The sequence below is a fragment of the Luteimonas suaedae genome (assembly GCF_008312895.1).
Lineage (GTDB): Bacteria > Pseudomonadota > Gammaproteobacteria > Xanthomonadales > Xanthomonadaceae > Luteimonas > Luteimonas suaedae.
Genome location: NZ_VSSP01000009.1, coordinates 73,311 through 90,796 on the forward strand (window position 1 = coordinate 73,311; position 17,486 = coordinate 90,796).

Below are 17,486 nucleotides of genomic sequence, written 5' to 3' on the forward strand. Positions count from 1 at the left end.
CCAGCACCCGGCAGGACGCGGCCTTCAGATCGCGCGACTCCTGCGCGTCGGCCGGGAACGGTTCGCCGCCCTGCACGACGGCGCCGACCTGGTCCGGCTGGGCTGCGTGTGGCCGCTGCTGGGGCTGATGGTGCCGCTACGGCATCGCGGCGCGCACCGTCACCGGCAGGTCGCGGGTGCCGACGGCCTGATTGCCGCTGTGGTCCTCGCCGAAGGCGCGGATGATGTAGTCGCCCGGCGCGAGGTCGGCCGGCTGCCAGTGCGAGACCGCCAGTTCGTCGGCACGCACGCGATTGCTGGCCACGTACAGGAACCGCGTGCGGGCGGCGCCGTGCACGGTGATGCCGCTGTTGGCGGCGTAGGCGACTTTCACCGCATCCGGATGCGCGGGCATGCGCGAGAAATCGAGGTTCATCGCCGGCGCCGCCAGGCCCGGCAACATGCTGCCGTCGGCCGCGAGGATCTGGTAGCCGACGCGGTGCAGGCCGAGCCGACGGCGGGCGAGATTGCCGTTCACCTGGTCCCAGGCATCGACGACGACCTGCACGCCACCGCCGTCCTGCGGCACCAGCACGCGGCCGTTCTCGCGGCGGTCGAGCGGCTGGTCGCGCTCGTCGAGCAGGAACACGCCGTCGATCCGCGGCGGCACGCTGTCGACGAAATTGCGCAGGCCGAGCCGGATCGCGTTGTGCTGGTAGCCATAGGGACCGACGATCAGGTGCACGTGCGCCTGCGCGTTGATCGTGCCCAGCGCGTCGCCGGCGGCGAAGCGGGTGCCGCGCGGAACGCGCACCCGCTCTGGACGACCGTCGTCGTCGGCAAGGATCTGGAACCTGTCCGGATCGAGATTGCGCCCCTGCGGCGTGCGTCCGACGCGCATGTGCACATAGGCCAGCTCGCCGATCGCCATGCCCTCGGCCTGTCCGCCGAAGCTCCAGGCGGCCAGCGGCGTGGCGACCTTGCCGTCGGCGATGGCCAGCACCCGGGCGCCGACGTCGCCGCGGACGTCCAGGCCGTTGTGCAGATGGTTGCGGCTCTCGCCGCGAAAATTGCCGCGCACCTCGCCGAGCGTGCCGACCACTTCGTGCCAGCCGTCCTGTGGCGCAAGCGGCCAGCGCTGGCCGGTGTCGGGCAGCGCGCGCCCGGGCGCCGGCCCGACCGGACCGTCGGCGGCGGCGCCCGCCCGCGGCGCCAGCCGGTGCAGGCGGTGGCCTGCGGCATCGGCCAGCAGGAGGCTGCCGTCGGGCTCCAGCCACAGCGCCGAGGGCCGCGCGAACCATGGCGCGGCCCCGTCGCCGGCCAGCACACGGGTGCGGCCGTCGGCGGTCAACTGCAGCACGCGGCCCGGCGAGAGTTCGGCGACGTAGAGATGCCCGTCATGGGTCGCCGCCAGCGCCAGCGGACGGCCAAAGCCGTCGCGCTCTTCTTCCCGCCATTCCCATGGCGAAGGCCGCCAGGTGTCGACGGCGCCATCCGGGTCGATGCGCCGCAGGGCGCGGTTGCCGGTATCGGCGACCCAGACGGTGCCGTCGCCGGCCACGGCGAGCGCCGCCGGCGTGTCGAAACGCGCCTGCCCGCCCCAGCCGTTGCGGAACCCGGGCCGGTCCCCGCCGGCGACGGTGCGCACCTGCCCGTCGGGCTCGATCACGCGGATGCGGTCGTTCCAGGTATCGGCGACGTAGACCCGGCCGGCCGCGTCGAGCGCCACGCCCATCGGCGCATGGAAGCGCGCCTGCGCCGCCGCGCCGTCGCGGAATCCGGGCGTGCCATCGCCGGCCAGCGTGCTCACCAGGCCGTCCGGGGCGATCCGGCGGATCGCGTGGTTGCCGGTATCGGCCACGTAGAGATTGCCGGCCGCGTCCACCGCCAGCGCCGACGGCGTGTGGAAGGCCGCCGCCGCGCCGCGACCGTCGGCGAAACCTTCCTCGCCACCGGCGAACGGATGCAGGCTGCCGTCGGGCGCGATCCGGCGGATGCGGTTGGCCTCGCCCGCGTCGGCGACGAACAGGCTGCCGTCGGGTCCGCGCACCAGGCCCCAGGGCTCGTCGAAGCGCGCCTGCGCCGGGTCACCGTCGCGCAGGCCGCGATGCCCGTCGCCGGCCAGCGGCGCGATCCGCGCCTGCCAGTCGAACGCGGTGGCGGGCGGGCCGGGATTGGGCTGCGGCGGGTCGCGCATCGGCAGGAGGAAGCTGGCGCCGAGCGCGAGCGCGGTCAGCAGCAGCACCACCGGCAGCGCGCGCCGCGCCCACGGGCGCGGCGCGCGGCGGCGCCGGTTCAATCCAGCACGCGGCAGAAGGCCGCCTTCAGGTACCGCGACTCCTGCACGTCGGCCAGGAACGGATGGTCGGCGCCGGCGCCGGATACCTTCAGCACCTGCACGGTGCGCCCGGCGTAGAACGCGGCGCGGCGCAGCATGTCGAGGAACTGCTCCTCGCTGACCAGGCCGGTGCAGGAGAAGGTCGCGAACAGGCCGCCGGGCTTGACCACGCCGAGCGCCAGCTTGTTCATGTCGAGGTACTTCTTCAGCGCCGGGATCACCTGCTCGCGGTCGCGGGTCATCTTGGCCGGATCCAGCACCACCGCGTCGAAGCGCTCGCCGGCGACGGCGGCATCGCGCAGCCACGGGAAGATGTCGGCCTGCACCCAGCGCACGCGCACGTCGTTGAGCTTGGCGTTGCCGTGGGCGATGTCGAGCACGTCCTGGTCGATGTCGACGCCGACCACTTCACTCGCCCCGCGCACCGCCGCGTACACGGCGAAGCCGCCGGTGTTGCAGCACAGGTCGAGCACGCGGCGGCCGGCGATCTGCTGCGCGAACCACTGCCGGTTGTCGCGCTGGTCGGCGAAGAACCCGGTCTTGTGCGCGCCGGCGGGATCGGCGCGGAACTTCACCCCGTGTTCGCTGATGATCGCGGGCGCGGCCGGCTCGGTGCCGCGGAAATCGAAGCTCTCCTGCTTCTGCACGTGCTCGTCGGCGAAGCCGTGGAAGCGGCAGCCGGGGAACTGCTCGCGCAGCGCGGCGTGGATCCACTCGCGGTGGCGGAACATGCCGGCGCTGAAGTACTCGACCACCAGCAGGTCGCCGTAGCGGTCGACCACCAGCCCGCTGAGCCCGTCGCCCTCGCTGTGCACCACGCGCCAGGCGTCGGACACCTCGTCCAGCCGCAGGACCTCGCGCCGCAGCCGCACCGCCGCCGCGATCTTGTCCGCGAACCAGGCGGCATCGACCGCGATGTCCGGATTGCGCTCCAGGATCCGCACCGCGATCCGCGAATGGCCGTTGTAGAAGCCGCGGCCGATCCATTCGCCGTCGACCCCGACCACGTCGACGATGCTGCCGGGCTTGGGCCGCTGCGCGGGCTTCTCCACCAGGCGCTGGAAGATCCATGGGTGGCTGGAGCGCCAGGCGTTCTTGAGGCGGACGGTGGTGAGAGGCTGCGAGGTCATCGGGGAATTCTACGCTGCAGGTGCTTCGGGATTCGGGATTCGGGATTCGGGATTCGGGAAAGCGCGTATCGCGCTTGCTCGTCATCCCGGCGAAGGCCGGGATCCATTTTGACGCGCCGGGAAAGCCCTGGATCCCGGCCTTCGCCGGGATGACGGTGCGGGTGCTTACGCTTCCCGTCTTCCGAATCCACTGGGATGACGGTGTGGGCGCTTCCGCCTCCCGTCCTCCGAATCCCACCGGGATGGCGGCCTGGGCGCTTGCGCACTCTCGCGAAAGAGCGCGTCGCGCTTGCTCGTCATCCCGGCGAAGGCCGGGATCCATTTCGACGCGCCGGGAAAGCCACTGGATCCCGGCCTTCGCCGGGATGACGGTGCGGGAGCTGATGACGGTGTGGGTGCTTCCGCTTCCCGTCTTCCGAATTTCATCGGGATGACGGCGCGGGTGCTTCCGCCTTCGCCCTTCGAATCCCGAATTACAGAATCCCGAATCCCGGCCCCCAACCACCCTTGCATCCTCCCGATCTGCCGCCATCCTCTGCTCCATGCACCTGGACATGCCCGACGCGCCGATCGATCCCGAGGCGCAGCGCGCCGCCGATCGCCGCCGGATCGGCGGTGCGCTGAAGATCAGCATCGCCTTCCTCGCACTGCTGGCGGTGATGTTCGGCGTGCAGGGCATGCTCGACTGGCGACCGTTCGCGATCGTGCCGCAGTCGTTGCCGGGCCTGCTGGGCGTATTGACCGCGCCGCTGCTGCACGGCTCGCCTGCGCACCTGATCGCCAATGCCTCCGCGCTGCTGCTGCTGGGCACGCTGGCGTTCTCCGTCTATCCGCGCGCGACCGTGCGCGCGCTGCCGCTGATGTGGCTCGGCGCGGGATTGTGCGCGTGGTGGCTGGGCGAGCCGGGCTCGCGCCACCTCGGCGCCAGCGGCGTCACCCATGGATTGATGTTCCTGATCTTCGTCCTCGGGCTGCTGCGCCGCGACCGGCCGTCGATCGCCGCCGGCATGATCGCGTTCTTCTTCTATGGCGGCATGCTGCTGACGGTGCTGCCGCAGGAGCCGGGCGTGTCCTGGCAGTCGCATCTGGGCGGCGCGCTCGGCGGCATCCTCGCCGCCTGGCTGTTCCGCCGCGCCGACCCGCAGGCGCCGCGGCGCCGCTACAGCTGGGAGGACGAGGACGACCTGGAGCTCGGCGCCCACGACGACACCCTCGAGCCGCCGCCGCCGCGGGACGTCCCGGTGCTGTGGGAGCGGCCGGAAGAGCCGCGCGGCACGGTGCTGTCGTTCCCGGACCGGCGCCGAGAACGCGACTGATGCCGGCACGGCGGCGCCGTGCGATCCGCGCGCGGCTGGAACGCGTTCCAAAAGACCGTTGGGCCACCGATTGACGCGGATCAGCGCGGATAGAGCTGTCCAAGGGAGATAGCCGACTCGTGCTGCGTTGATCCGGATCAATCCGTGGCAACAGCCCCTGGAATCGGCCCTAGAATGCGACCTTTCTCCACCGCATCGGGCCCCGCATGACGATCCTGGTCACCGGCAGCGCCGGTCATCTCGGCGAAGCGTTGATGCGCATCCTGCGCGCGCGCGGGCGCGCGGCGATGGGCGTCGACGTCGTCGCCTCCGCGTTCACCGACCGGGTCGGTTCGATCGCAGACCGCGCCTTCGTTGACGCCTGCATGTCCGGCATCGACGCGGTGCTGCATGCCGCCACCCTGCACAAGCCGCACGTGGCCACGCATGCGCGCCGGGCGTTCGTCGACACCAACGTCACCGGCACGCTCAACCTGCTGGAAGCCGCGTCGGCGCGCGGCGTCGGCGCGTTCGTCTTCACCAGTACCACCAGCGTGTTCGGCGACGCGTTGACGCCGGCGGACGACGCCCCGGCGGCCTGGATCACCGAGGCGGTGACGCCACTGGCCAAGAACATCTACGGCGCCACCAAGGCCGCGGCCGAGGACCTGTGCCGGCTGTTCCACCGCAACCAGGGACTGCCCTGCCTGGTGCTGCGCACCTCGCGCTTCTTCCCCGAGCCCGACGACAGCGCGTCGCTGCGGGAGGCCTACACCGACGGCAACATCAATGCCAACGAGTTCCTGTACCGACGCGTGGACATCGAGGACGTGGTGGAGGCGCACCTGCGGGCACTCGAACGCGCGCCCGCGCTCGGTTTCGGCCGCTATATCATCAGCGCCACCACGCCGTTCCGGCCCGAGGATGCGCCGGCACTGCACCGGGACGCGCCCGCCGTGCTGGCGCGGCGCGTGCCTGACTACGCCGACGCATACGCACGCCGCGGCTGGCGCATGTTCCCGCGCATCGGCCGCGTGTACGACAACGCGCTGGCGCGGCAGGCCTTGGACTGGCATCCCCGTTACGACTTCGCCCATGTCCTGCAACGGCTGCGCGAGGACCGGAACCCGCGCAGCGCGCTGGCGCGCGAGGTTGGCAGCAAGGGCTATCACGGCGAGCGCTGGCGCGACGGGCTGTACCCGGTCGAAGGGTGAGAGTGAGAAACGAGGAGTGAGAAACGAGTTAAGAGCGGCTGCCTTCCTCTTGTTTCTCACTCCTCGTTTCTCACTCCTAGGTTATTCGTCGGGCATCGAGGCCAGCTTGCGGCCGATCACCGCGCAGTAGTGCAGCGGGTTGCCCTCGATCGAGATGCGGTGGCGGTAGCGCTCGAGGTGGTAGAGCTGCAGGAATTCCCCGGCCACCAGGCGCTTGATGAACAGCGCCAGGCCACTCTCGTCCGACTGGCCCAGGAACGTCTCCTTGATGTTGAACCCGATCCAGCCGCCGTCGGCGATCAGGTTGAAGGCGCGGTGGAACGCCGCCACCGGGATATCGTCATAGCCGAGCGCGGCGATGGTGGTCAGGCAGTTGAAGTCCCAACCGCCGAGCGCGGTCATCAGGTCATCGTCGTGGCGGCTGAGGTCGCCGACGTAGTAGGCGTCGTAGACGCCGGGTCGGTCGCGCCATAGCGCATCCTTCGCGGCTTCGGAAATGTCCGCGCCGACCAGCCGCGAGACGCCGTAGTGCGCCAGCTCTTCGCCCATCATGCCGTTGCCGGCGCCGAAATCGAGCACGCGTTGGCGGTTGAGGTCGTCGCCGGCCGCGGCCAGCACTTCGTGCATGCGCAGCGCCAGGAAGCGCGGCGAGTCGCACTTGAGCCGCTCGTAGAAGATCTGCTCGTACAGGCCGGGCAAGTTGTAGATCCGGTCGTAGTCGTGGAAACGGATGTGCTCGGCGCGGCCGTCCTCGTGGTCGAGGACGAAGTAGACGTCGCTCTCGCGTTCGCGGCTGAAATCCAGCTGCGGCAGGCGGATGCGGTGGCGCGGGATCTTCGTCATGCGGACTCCTGTGTTGTCGTCGATGGGTGCAGCGCGGTTACCGGCGTGCGGCCAGGCGCAGGCCGCGCGGTGTCAGCACGCGCTCGATCAGCTCGAACGCCCCCTGCGCGGCCAGCGCCAGCAGCGCCGCCGGCACGGCGCCTTCCAGGATCAGGCCGATGTCGTCGAGCCGGATGCCGGCGAGGATCGACTGGCCGTAGCCGCCGGCGCCGATCAGGGCGCCGAGCGTGGCGGTGCCGACGTTGATCACCGCCGCGGTCTTGATGCCCGCCAGGATGGTGCGCAGCGCCAGCGGCAGCTCGATCCGCCACAGCCGCGTCGACGGCCGCAGGCCGATCGCGGCGGCGGTCTCGCGCAGGTCGCGCGGGATGCCGGTCAGGCCGGCATGGGTGTTGCGCACGATCGGCAGCAGGCTGTACAGGAACAGTGCCGCGATCGCCGGCCACGCGCCGATGCCGAACAGCGGGATCATGAAGACGAACACCGCCAGCGACGGCAGCGTCTGCAGCAGGCCGGTCAGCGTGAGCACCACCTGCCCGGCGCGCGGGCGCCGCGCCGCGAAGACCCCGAGCGGCAACGCCACCAGCAGCGCCAGGCCCAGCGAGATGCCGACCAGCGCCAGATGCTCGCGGGTGCGCTGCCACAATCGCGGCCAGTGGCCGACCCCTTGCGGCGCGTCGACACCGAGCCAGTCGGCGGCGACCGCGGACTCGGCCTCGCCGTCCAGTTTCACCCGCGCGTTGAGGCGCTGCATGGTCGTCGCGTCGATGCGCCCGGCCATGTCTTCCAGCGCCTCGACCCAGCGCGGCGCGCGCTGCACCAGGTCCTCGCGGTACAGGAACACCGCCTCGTAGCCGGGGAAGAAACCGCGGTCGTCCTCCAGCACGACGATGTCGTAGTACGGGATCTCGGCGTCGGTGCGGTACAGGTCGGTGACGTCGATCGCGCCGTTGGCCAGGCCGCGGTAGGCGAGGTCGTGGTCGAGTCCGTTGGCCGACTGCGGCAGTCGGTAGGCGGCGCGCAGGCCCGGCCAGCCGTCGGCGCGCTGCATGAACTCGTTACCGAAGCCGAAGCGCAATCCCGGATGATCACGCAGGTCGCCGATGCTGCGGATACCGAGCTCGCGTGCGTGTGCGGCGCGCATGCCCAGCGCGTAGCTGTTGTCGAAGCCAAGCGGCGCGGTCATGCGGAGGCCGCGCCGCCGCAGCTCGGCGCGCAGCGCGTCGATGTCGGCATCCGGCATGCGCAGCAGTTCCTGCGCCAGGGTGCCGGTGTACTCGGGATAGGCGTCGATCTCGCCGCCCAGCAGCGCACGCCAGACGATGCGGGTGCCACCGAGCTGGCGGCGATGGCGCACCACGGTGTCGGACTGCCGGCCGAGCCCGGCGCCGATCTCGCCCAGCACCACCGACTCGGTGAAGTTCTTCGAACCCATGGTGGCGCTGGCCGGCGCCGCGCCCGGTGGCTGCGCCCAAGCGCCGGCGCCGACGCAGAGCCACAGCAACGCCAGCAGCGCGCGCATCATGCGTCCGCCCCCAGGCTGCGTTGCGCGGTCATGAACGCATGCACGAAGGGCTCGGCCGGCGCCTGCAGCAGCTCGCGCGCCGCGCCCTGCTGCACCACGCGGCCACCGCGCAGCAGCACCAGGGGGTCGGCCAGGTACGCGGCCTCGGCGACGTCATGGGTGACCAGCACCACGGTCTTGCCCAAGGTCGCGAACAGTTCGCGCATCTGCGCCTGCAGCTCGTGGCGGATGATCGGATCGAGCGCGCCCAGCGGCTCGTCGAGCAGCAGCACTTCGGGGTCGAGCATCAACGCGCGGATCAGGCCGACGCGCTGGCGCTGGCCGCCGGACAGTTCGGCCGGATAGCGCTGCAGCGCGTCATCGGGCAGCTGGCACAGTTCGGCCAGTTCGCCCATGCGCGCGTCGATGCGCGCGCGGGTCCAGCCCAGCGTGCGCGCCAGCAGCGCCACGTTGCCGGCCGCGGTGAGGTGCGGGAACAGCCCGCCCTCCTGGATCACGTAGCCGACCCGGCGCCGCTGCTCCAGCAGCGCGGCGCGGCGCAGCGGCTCGCCGCGGAACAGCACCGTGCCCGAATCCGGCCACTCCAGGCCGATCAGCATGCGCAGCACGGTGGACTTGCCGGCGCCGCTCGGCCCGATCAGCGCGGTGCTGCGGCCGGCCTCGATGCGCAGATCGACATCCTCGAGCGCGATGCTGCTGCCGTAGCGCCGGCTGACATGGCGGAGCTCGAACATCCGCCCACCATAACGCAGCGGCATGACCGTCCGCAGGTGGGCGCATGGCGTGCCGGCCGCGCGGGCATGGTCCGTGCACTAGAATCGACCCGATGCGCTTCCTCGCCGCCATCGCTGCATGCCTCCTGCTGACCGGCGCCGGCGCGGCCTCTGGAGACCCGATGCAGGCGAATGTCGATGCGCTGATGCGCGACTACAACCGAGGGGGTGCGCCCGGCGCCGCGGTGCTGGTGTTGCACGATGGCGACGCGGTCGTCCGCCGCGGCTATGGCCTGGCGGACCTGGAGGCCGGCACGCCGGTGACGCCGGCCAGCAACTTCCGGCTGGCCTCGCTCAGCAAGCAGTTCACCGCCGCCGCGATCCTGCTGCTGGCCGAGGACGGCCGCCTGCGCCTGGACGATCCGGTGCGCAAATGGCTGCCGACCCTGCCCGCAGCCGCCGAGCCGGTCACCCTGCACCATCTGCTCAGCCATACCTCGGGGTTGATCGACTACGAGGAGGTGATGCCGGAGGCGATCGACGGACAGCTGCACGACGCCGACGTGCTGGCGCTGCTGGAACCGCACGATCGCCTGTACTTCGCGCCGGGCACGCAGTACCGCTACAGCAATAGTGCCTACGCACTGCTGGCGCTGATCGTCGGCAAGGCGTCGGGTTCGGATTTCGCCACATTCCTGCGCGAGCGCATCTTCCTGCCGCTGGGGATGGCGCGCACGGTGGCGTTCGAGGACGGCAAATCCACCGTGGCCGACCGCGCCTACGGCTACCGCCGCGTCGACGGCGACTGGACGCGCAGCGACCAGAGCCCGACCAGCGCCGTGCTCGGCGACGGCGGCATCTACAGCTCGATCGACGACCTGGCGAAATGGGATGCGGCGCTGTACGACGACCGCCTGCTGTCGGACGCCTCGCGGGCGCTGGCGTTCGCGCCGCAGACCACCACGCCGACCGGCGAAGACGACGTCGACGCCTACGGCTACGGCTGGCGCCTGCATGGTGGCGAGACGCTGTGGCACTCCGGCGAGACCACCGGTTTCCGCAACGTCATCCTGCGCTTTCCGCGCCAACGGCTGACGGTGATCGTACTGAGCAACCGCGACCACCCCGAGCCCTACGCGTCCGCACGCGCGATCGCCGACCTGTGGCGCGAAGAAAAACCCTGAAACGCCGCCCGGGCGCCTGGGCCTGTGCCAGCACTGGCCGGCGCCTGCCCGACGGATAACCTGTCCGTCAGAGTCTGACGTTCCAAGTCAGCAGCGAATGGTCGGACTCGCCGCCCTCGACATGATCGCGATCGGAGGACTCGACGTCGTCACTTGTGTAGATCCGGTCGATAGGATCGGCCCATGCCCAAAATCCCGGATCGTTGTCGCCCTCCATGCCGCCCAGCGTCTCCTCGCGCGAGTTGAAGTCGCCGAGCACCACGGTGTTGTCGCCGTAGCCGCCGGCGATGCCGGCCAGGTTCGCGTACTGCGTCTCGCGCGCTTGCTCATCGTCGTTGCTGAAGTGCGTGCTGATCACCGTGGCCGGTTCGCCGCCGGCAACGATGTCGACGGCCAGCGCGGTCCGGTTCTCGCCGTTCGCATCGTTCGCACCCAGGTCGTGTCGGGTCACGACCGCGTTGCCGCTGAAATCGCGCTGTAGCGAGGCGCCGGGCCCGAGCAGCACCGCGTTGCCATAGGTGCCGCCGCCGGTAGCGGTCGAGGAACCGTAGACGATGGCGTAGTCCTGACTTCCGTTCGGCGAACGCACATCGGCGTTGTACACCGTGATCACGCCGCTGCCGTCTCCGGCGTCGACGCGCTGTCCGTTCTCGTTGTAGTGTTCGCGGGTGATCTTCACCTGGCTGCTGCGGCCCTCGGGGTCGGTGCCCTCGATGACCGTCACCGGGTGTCGGGCCTCGTAAGGCACCTGCTGCCCGTTCTCGTCGATGCTGTAGCGCTCGAACTGGACTTCCCCCTGCAGGCCCGCCTCCTTGGCCGATATCTGCGCAAGGATGAGCATGCTGTAGTCGTCGCTGCCGTTGGCGTTGAGCGCGCGTTCGGTACCGACGTCCACTTCCTGCAGGGCGACGACGTCGATGTCACCGTTCACCACCTGGCCGGCAATATGCGCGGCGGTCTCCGCGAAGCCGGAACGGGCGCCGGAGTTGCCGCCGCCCACGTTGTAGGTGCCGAAACGCAGTTCGGGCGCTTCGTGCTCTCCCTGCGATGGCGGGTATGGCGAATAGGTTCCTCCGGCTGCGGCAGCCGGATCGAGATTGGCCATGTCGACGCTCCTTCGGTGCGGTAGGCGCAACCCTGGAGCGGCCCATGCGGCGGCACAACCCGGGGTTGGCCCTAGATGAGCACCCGATCGCATTCATCGTCCGCACACGGCCACATTCAGCATTTCCGCGAAGCAAAGCTTGTGTCGGCATATGCTATGGGGATCGCCTCCCCTGTACCGCTTGCCGATGCGCAAACTCCTCGTCGTCATCCTCCTTGTCGCGCTCGTCGGCATCGCCCTGTTGCTCGGACAGCGCTGCGCACGCCAGCCGGACCCGTCGACGGAACGTTCCGCCGACGGAACGCCGATCACCGACGCCGTGCCGCAATCGTCGGACCCCGCGGCGCAGCGCATCGAGGCCGACCTGCGGCGCCTGGCCGACGACGCCATGGAGGGCCGCGAGACCGGCACCCGCGGTTACGAACTGGCCGCCTCGTACGTCGCCGCGCGCTTCGCCGATGCCGGCCTGCAACCCGGCGGCGAGGACGGCAGCTATTTCCAGCGCGTGCCGCTGCTCCGGGCCGTGGCGCAGGAGGAAGGCGCGCGGCTGGCGGTGGAGCGCGGCGGGCGCACCATCGAGCTGCGCTTCGGCGAGCACTTCCTGCCGTGGGCCAATTTCAATGCGCCCGCGCACGCGATCGAGGCGCCGGCGGTGTTCGTCGGCCATGCCATCCATGCCCCGGACCTGGAGCACGACGATTTCGAAGGGCTCGACCTGCGCGGGCGGATCGCGGTGCTGCTGCCCGGTGCGCCGGAGCGCTTCGACGACCATCGCCGCGCCTTCCACTCCTCGCAGCACGAGAAGCTGCAGGCGCTGGCCGAGCGCGGCGCGGTGGGCGCGGTGTTCGTGTCGACGCCGGAGTTCGAGGCGCGGGTGCCGTGGCCGCGCCAGCGCGCCGGCTGGGACAAGCCGGCCATGCGGCTGCGCGGCGACGACGGCGCGCCGCTCGACGCCTTCCCGCAGCTGCAGGCGGTCGCCGCGGTGGGCGCGGCCGCGGCCGACTTCATCTTTGCCGACGGCGATCGCACCGCGGCGGAACTGTTCGACGCGGCGCGCGCCGGTCGCCTGCGCGGGTTCCCGCTGCAGGGCATGATGCTGATCGCCGGGCGCACCGACATCGCGCCGATCGAATCGCGCAACGTGCTGGCGAAACTGCCGGGCAGCGACCGCGACCTCGCCGGCGAGTACGTGGTGCACACCGCGCACCTCGACCACGTCGGCATCGGCGCCGCCGATGCCGAGGGCGACACCATCCACAACGGCGCGCTCGACAACGCACTGGGCGTGTCGATCATGCTCGAGACCGCACGCACCCTGCTCGCGGCGGACACCGCACCGCGACGCAGCCAGCTGTTCGCCGCGCTGACCGCCGAGGAGCAGGGCCTGCTCGGCGCGCAGTGGTTCGTCGCCCATCCCACGGTGCCGCGCAAGGGCCTGGTCGCCAACCTCAACCTCGACATGCCGGTGCTGACCGCGCCGAGCACCGACGTGGTGGCGATCGGCATCGAGCATTCGACACTGCGGCAGGCGGTGGAAGCGGCCGCCGCGGAACTGGAGGTGAAGCTCTCGCCCGACCCGTACCCGGAAGAAGTGGTGTTCGTGCGCAGCGACCAGTACGCCTTCGTCCGTGCCGGGATCCCGGCGCTGTACCTCGACGGTGGCACCCTTTCCGCCGACGGCGAGCGCGACCCCAAGATCGCGCTCGCGTATTTCCTGCGCAACTGCTATCACCGGCCCTGCGACGACGCCTCGCAGCCGATCCAGTACGACGATGCCGCGCGGCTGGCGCGGCTGAGCGCGGCGGTCGCGACCCGCGTCGGCAGCGCCGACGAGCGGCCGCGCTGGAACGACGGCGACTTCTTTGGCGAGCGCTTCGGCAGCGCCACTCCGTAGGAGCGCGCCATGCGCGCGATGCCGCGGGCATCGCGCCGCCCGCGAATCCGGTGACCGACGTGCCTGCCGGTCCGGAATCGCGGCGTCCACCGGATCCGGCCGGCATCCGCGGCATCGCGCGCATGGCGCGCTCCTACGACGAGTCCGACCACGGCATGGCCGTTCAGCCCGCCATCAAGGCAGCGGCCGCTATGCTGGCGGCCCGATTCACTGCATCCGCCCCATGCCCGCACCGCTTTCGCCAACCCGCATGCTGCGCCCGTTCTGGCTGCTGTCGCTCGCCGCGCTGCTGGCCGCCTGCGGCGGGCGCGAGACGCGGCCATCGCCGCCGGCGCCCGAACCGGTCGCCACCCCCGCCCCGGCACCGTCGCCGGTGCGCATCGGCCTGGCGCTGGGCGGCGGCGCGGCCAAGGGCTTCGCCCATATCGGCGTGATCAAGATGCTCGAGGCCAACGGCATCGCGCCGGCCGTGGTCGCCGGCACCAGTGCCGGCAGCGTGGTCGGCGCGCTCTACGCCAGCGGCATGGACGCGTTCGCGCTGCAGGAGCGGGCGGTGGCACTGGACGAGGCGAAGATCCGCGACGTGCGCCTGTTCTCCGGCGGCCTGGTGCAGGGGCAGAAACTGCAGGACTACGTCAACGCGCAGGTCGACAGCCGCCCGATCGAGCGCCTGAAGCTGCCGTTCGCCGCGGTGTCGGCGCGACTGGACAGCGGCGAGCGCGTGGTCTTCACCCGCGGCAACACCGGCCAGGCGGTGCGCGCCTCCAGCAGCGTGCCGGGCGTGTTCGAACCGGCGCGGATCGGCGGCCACAGCTATGTCGACGGCGGCGTGGTCAGCCCGGTGCCGGTGGACGCCGCGCGCCAGCTCGGCGCCGACCTGGTGATCGCGGTCGACATCTCCACCAAGGCCAGCGGCACCGCGCCGGAGGACATGCTGGGCATCGTCAACCAGTCGATCGCGATCATGGGCCGGGGCGTCGGCGCGCAGGAACTGGGCCGCGCCGACGTGGTGATCCGGCCCGAGGTCAACGACATCGGCCCGGCCGATTTCGCCCGGCGCAGCGCCGCGATCCTGCAGGGCGAACGCGCCGCGCTGGCGGCGCTGCCGCAGATCCGCGCCAGGATCGCGGAACTCGAGGCGCAGCGCGCCGCGGCGCTGGCGCCGAAGCCGGCGGAGCCGGAAGCCGCGCATACCTGCGAGTCGGGTTGGATCCAGGCATTGAACCCATTCCGCGAGAACGCCGCTGCCTGTACGCAGCCCGACACCGAGAACGACGCGCGTCGCTAGGGCGTATCGACATGCGTGCCTTGCCGGCTCGTGTGGAAACGGCGTCAGCAAGTTGGCCGGTAAGTCGTGACTTCGCCGACGGCCTGTCGCGACTTCCGTCGCTCCCACAGGCTCCGACGACTCGGCCCCCGGACTGTCGATCGGCCTAGCCGCAATCTCGCACTCGCACCGGCTGCGGCTTCAACGCATCAGCGCATACAGTCGTCGCGCGATGGCACGCAACATCCCGCCGGGCCACATGGCCGGCGCATAGGGCCCGCGGCGATGCGGCGGCTTGGCGTGCGCGGGATCGGACAGCGAACGGCGGACGGATGGGTCATGGCGCATGAGAGTTCTCCTCGTGATCGCCGGCTGGCGGCGGGACGGCCCCCGGCAGGGGCGAGGAGATCGCGATCTCGGACACCACCATGCACCCGATCTTTTGTTCATTCAAACGAAAACATTTACATTGATCGTTCAATTGAACTGAACACTGCCATGCCCTCCGACGCCACCTCCGGCGCGCCCGCCGCGCCGCCGCTGCTCGAAACCGACGCCCTGCAGACCTTCGTCGCCATCGCCGAGACCGCCAGCTTCACCCGCGGCGCGCAGCGCGTGTTCCGCACGCCGTCGGCAGTGAGCATGAAGATCAAGCGCCTGGAAGAGATGCTGGGGCGGACGCTGTTCGTGCGCGAAGCGCGCCGGGTGCGGCTGACGCCCGAAGGCGAGGTGTTGCTGGGCGACGCGCGGCGCTTGCTGCAGCTCAACGGGGAAACGGTGGCGCGCTTCCTGGCGCCGGCCCTCAGCGGCCGCGTGCGCATCGGCACCTCCGACGATGTCGGCAGCCGCATCCTGCCGGCGGCGCTGGGGCAGTTCGCGCGCACCCACCCTACGGTGGAGGTGGAGATGACGCTCGGCCGCAGCGGCGACCTGGCCGCGCAGTTGGACGCCGGCGCGCTGAATCTGGCGCTGGTCACCGCCGGCAACGACGATTACGGCGCCGATGCCGGCCACGGCGAGACCGTGCATACCGATGTGCTGGTGTGGGCGCAGCGGCGCGATGGCGATGCGGGCACGCGCGCGCCGCTGCCGCTGGCCCTGGCGAGCCAGGGCTGCGTCTGGCGCCGCGCCGCGCTGGCCGCGCTGGACCGCGACGGCCGCGACTACCGCATCGCCTACACCTCGGAACACTGCGGCGGCCAGCAGGCGGCGATGCTGGCCGACCTGGCGGTGGCGCCGTTCCCGCGCAGCCTGGTACGGGCGCCGCTGCAGGTGGTGCCGGCGCGCGCCGGCCTGCCGCCGTTGGGCGAATACCAGATCGTGATGCTGGTCGGCGCGCCCGCGCCGGCGGTCGATGCCCTGGCCGAGGTGGTGCGGCGCGCCTTCCGCGAACTGCGCCGCGAGCGCCTATGACATTCGCCTCCCACGGCACCCGGCGCCGATGCCCCTGTAGGAGGGCTTCAGCCTGAGATTTCCCACGCTTCTCGCAGCCTATCTTCCCCCTTTGAAAAAGGGGGATTGAGGGGGGCGAAAGCCGCCGCTTGCAAGCCGCAGGCTTGCGGCGGCTTGAGCGCCCTCGCGCGCTGCGCGAGGGCCGGGAATCGCGTAGCGATTTGCTGTTGCTCATGCTCGCCGCCGATGCGTCTGCCTACGCGGTCGGGGCTGAAGCCCCTCCTACAGGGATCGGCTGCGGGTGGATGGTCGATTCGGCCCAGGGCCGTTGACGCGCATGGCCGCGCGTCAGCATGCGCATCAGGCGTCCGGCGCGAAGATGTCCGCCAGCCGCGCGACCGACGCCCCGCCCGCGTACCCGACCGTGCCGACCGGCACGCGTCCGCCGGTCGCCTCGATCACCTTCCCCGCCCATTCCGGCTCGAAGCCCCCGCACAGTTCGATGAACTGCACGCCGCCCGCCACCAGATCGGCGGCGACCTGTGGTGCCATCGACGGCTCCGGCACGGCGACCACGGTCGAGCGCAGGCCGCCTCGCTCGATCACCATGCGATCCACCGCCGGATCGGTCTCCGGCGCCTCGAAGATGAATGCCCAGCTGATCATGTCGTTCTCCGCAGTCGTTTCGATGATGATCGCAGACGGCCCCGGGGATGCCGGCACTTCCGCTCGCGGCGTCGACCCCGGAGCGCCGATTCCTATACTGCGCGCATGGAAACCATCGGCCTGCTCGGCGGCATGAGCTGGGAATCGACCGCGCTCTACTACCGCCTGATCAACCAGACGGTGCGCGAGCGCCTGGGCGGGCTGCATTCGGCACGGTTGCTGCTGTACAGCGTCGATTTCGCCGAGATCGAGCCCCTGCAGCACGCCGGCGACTGGGACGGCGCCGGGCGCGTGCTCGGCGCGGCGGCGCGCGCGCTGCGCGACGGCGGCGCCGAGCGGCTGGTGCTGTGCACCAACACCATGCACAAGGTCGCCGACGCGATCGAGGCCGCTGCCGGCCTGCCGCTGCTGCACATCGCCGATCCCACCGGCGCGGCGATCCGCGCCGCCGGCTTCACCCGCGTCGGCCTGCTGGCGACACGCTTCACCATGGAGCAGGCGTTCTATCGCCGGCGGCTGGCCGAGCGCCACGGCCTGGACGTGCGCGTCCCCGATGCCGACGCGCGCGAACGCGTGCACCGGGTGATCTACGAGGAGCTGTGCCTGGGCGTGGTGCGCGATGCATCGCGCGAGGCCTACCGGCGGATCATCGCGCAGTTGGTGGACGACGGCGCCGAATGCATCGTGCTCGGCTGCACCGAGATCTGCCTGCTGATCGGCGACGGCGACGCCGAGGTGCCGCTGTTCGACACCACCATGCTGCACGCGCGCGCGGCGGCCGTCGCGTCGCTCGCGGTTCGCGGCGGGACCTGACCACGACACCGCATCCGCGCTCACGCCACGCCGTAGGAGCGCGCCATGCGGGCGATGCCCGCATGTTCCGACCGCGCCGGCATCGCGCGCATGGCGCGCTCCTACGAAGGCGTCGACCCCTTGGCCCG

At 71.1% G+C, this 17,486-nt stretch carries 14 protein-coding genes; 7 read left to right on the top strand and 7 right to left on the bottom strand.

Annotation, left to right across the window (positions count from 1 at the left end):
- Window positions 1-136: 136 nt before the first annotated feature.
- Together FXO19_RS13565 and FXO19_RS13570 are read right to left on the bottom strand one after the other, a co-directional pair.
- Complete coding sequence (locus FXO19_RS13565; protein WP_149195752.1) at window positions 137-2,176, bottom strand: NHL repeat-containing protein; 2,040 nt, start codon at window positions 2,174-2,176, stop codon at window positions 137-139.
- Between the two features lie 98 nt (window positions 2,177-2,274).
- Window positions 2,275-3,447, bottom strand: a complete 1,173-nt coding sequence (locus FXO19_RS13570) for a class I SAM-dependent rRNA methyltransferase (protein ID WP_149195643.1) — start codon at window positions 3,445-3,447, stop codon at window positions 2,275-2,277.
- A 554-nt stretch (window positions 3,448-4,001) separates the two neighbouring features.
- Here FXO19_RS13570 and FXO19_RS13580 point away from each other — a divergent pair.
- Both FXO19_RS13580 and FXO19_RS13585 read left to right on the top strand, forming a co-directional pair.
- Entirely contained in the window at window positions 4,002-4,763 is a 762-nt protein-coding gene (locus FXO19_RS13580) for a rhomboid family intramembrane serine protease (protein ID WP_149195645.1), read from the top strand.
- A 206-nt stretch (window positions 4,764-4,969) separates the two neighbouring features.
- On the top strand, window positions 4,970-5,956 hold the full coding sequence (locus tag FXO19_RS13585) for an NAD-dependent epimerase/dehydratase family protein (protein WP_149195646.1): 987 nt from the start codon (window positions 4,970-4,972) through the stop codon (window positions 5,954-5,956).
- Window positions 5,957-6,037: 81 nt separating this feature from the next.
- Here the strand turns inward: FXO19_RS13585 and FXO19_RS13590 are convergent, their stop codons facing one another.
- From FXO19_RS13590 to FXO19_RS13600, 3 genes are read right to left on the bottom strand one after another with little or no spacing between them, the layout of a single operon-like run.
- Entirely contained in the window at window positions 6,038-6,799 is a 762-nt protein-coding gene (locus FXO19_RS13590; RefSeq protein WP_149195647.1) for a methyltransferase domain-containing protein, read from the bottom strand.
- 37 nt (window positions 6,800-6,836) lie between these two features.
- Entirely contained in the window at window positions 6,837-8,324 is a 1,488-nt protein-coding gene (locus tag FXO19_RS13595) for an ABC transporter permease/substrate-binding protein (RefSeq protein WP_149195648.1), read from the bottom strand.
- A complete protein-coding gene (locus tag FXO19_RS13600; RefSeq protein WP_149195753.1) occupies window positions 8,321-9,058 on the bottom strand; it encodes an ATP-binding cassette domain-containing protein in 738 nt (245 codons plus the stop codon). The genes FXO19_RS13595 and FXO19_RS13600 overlap by 4 nt, the downstream gene beginning before the upstream one ends.
- Before the next feature lie 92 nt (window positions 9,059-9,150).
- Between FXO19_RS13600 and FXO19_RS13605 the strand changes: the two genes are divergently transcribed.
- Window positions 9,151-10,221, top strand: coding sequence for a serine hydrolase domain-containing protein (locus FXO19_RS13605; protein WP_149195649.1), 1,071 nt, complete (start codon window positions 9,151-9,153; stop codon window positions 10,219-10,221).
- 67 nt (window positions 10,222-10,288) lie between these two features.
- On the opposite strand, the gene FXO19_RS13610 is transcribed toward FXO19_RS13605, so the two are convergent.
- Window positions 10,289-11,326 (bottom strand): endonuclease/exonuclease/phosphatase family protein, encoded by a 1,038-nt coding sequence (locus FXO19_RS13610; protein ID WP_187775790.1) that lies wholly within the window; start codon window positions 11,324-11,326, stop codon window positions 10,289-10,291.
- Window positions 11,327-11,513: 187 nt separating this feature from the next.
- Here FXO19_RS13610 and FXO19_RS13615 point away from each other — a divergent pair, with 187 nt between their 5' ends.
- The 3 genes from FXO19_RS13615 (at window position 11,514) to FXO19_RS13625 (ending at window position 15,900) form a co-directional block, all read left to right on the top strand.
- Window positions 11,514-13,220: a M28 family metallopeptidase gene (locus tag FXO19_RS13615; protein ID WP_187775791.1), complete on the top strand. Its 1,707-nt coding sequence runs from the start codon at window positions 11,514-11,516 to the stop codon at window positions 13,218-13,220.
- Between the two features lie 223 nt (window positions 13,221-13,443).
- The gene (locus tag FXO19_RS13620) at window positions 13,444-14,508 is read left to right on the top strand and encodes a patatin-like phospholipase family protein (protein ID WP_149195652.1); all 1,065 of its coding nucleotides are present in this window, start codon (window positions 13,444-13,446) and stop codon (window positions 14,506-14,508) included.
- A gap of 477 nt (window positions 14,509-14,985) precedes the next feature.
- Entirely contained in the window at window positions 14,986-15,900 is a 915-nt protein-coding gene (locus FXO19_RS13625; RefSeq protein ID WP_149195653.1) for a LysR family transcriptional regulator, read from the top strand.
- A gap of 339 nt (window positions 15,901-16,239) precedes the next feature.
- Here FXO19_RS13625 and FXO19_RS13630 read toward each other — a convergent pair whose 3' ends face one another.
- Window positions 16,240-16,545 (bottom strand): DUF6506 family protein, encoded by a 306-nt coding sequence (locus FXO19_RS13630; RefSeq protein WP_149195654.1) that lies wholly within the window; start codon window positions 16,543-16,545, stop codon window positions 16,240-16,242.
- 105 nt (window positions 16,546-16,650) lie between these two features.
- Between FXO19_RS13630 and FXO19_RS13635 the strand changes: the two genes are divergently transcribed.
- Window positions 16,651-17,358 (top strand): aspartate/glutamate racemase family protein, encoded by a 708-nt coding sequence (locus tag FXO19_RS13635; protein WP_149195655.1) that lies wholly within the window; start codon window positions 16,651-16,653, stop codon window positions 17,356-17,358.
- Window positions 17,359-17,486 lie beyond the last annotated feature (128 nt).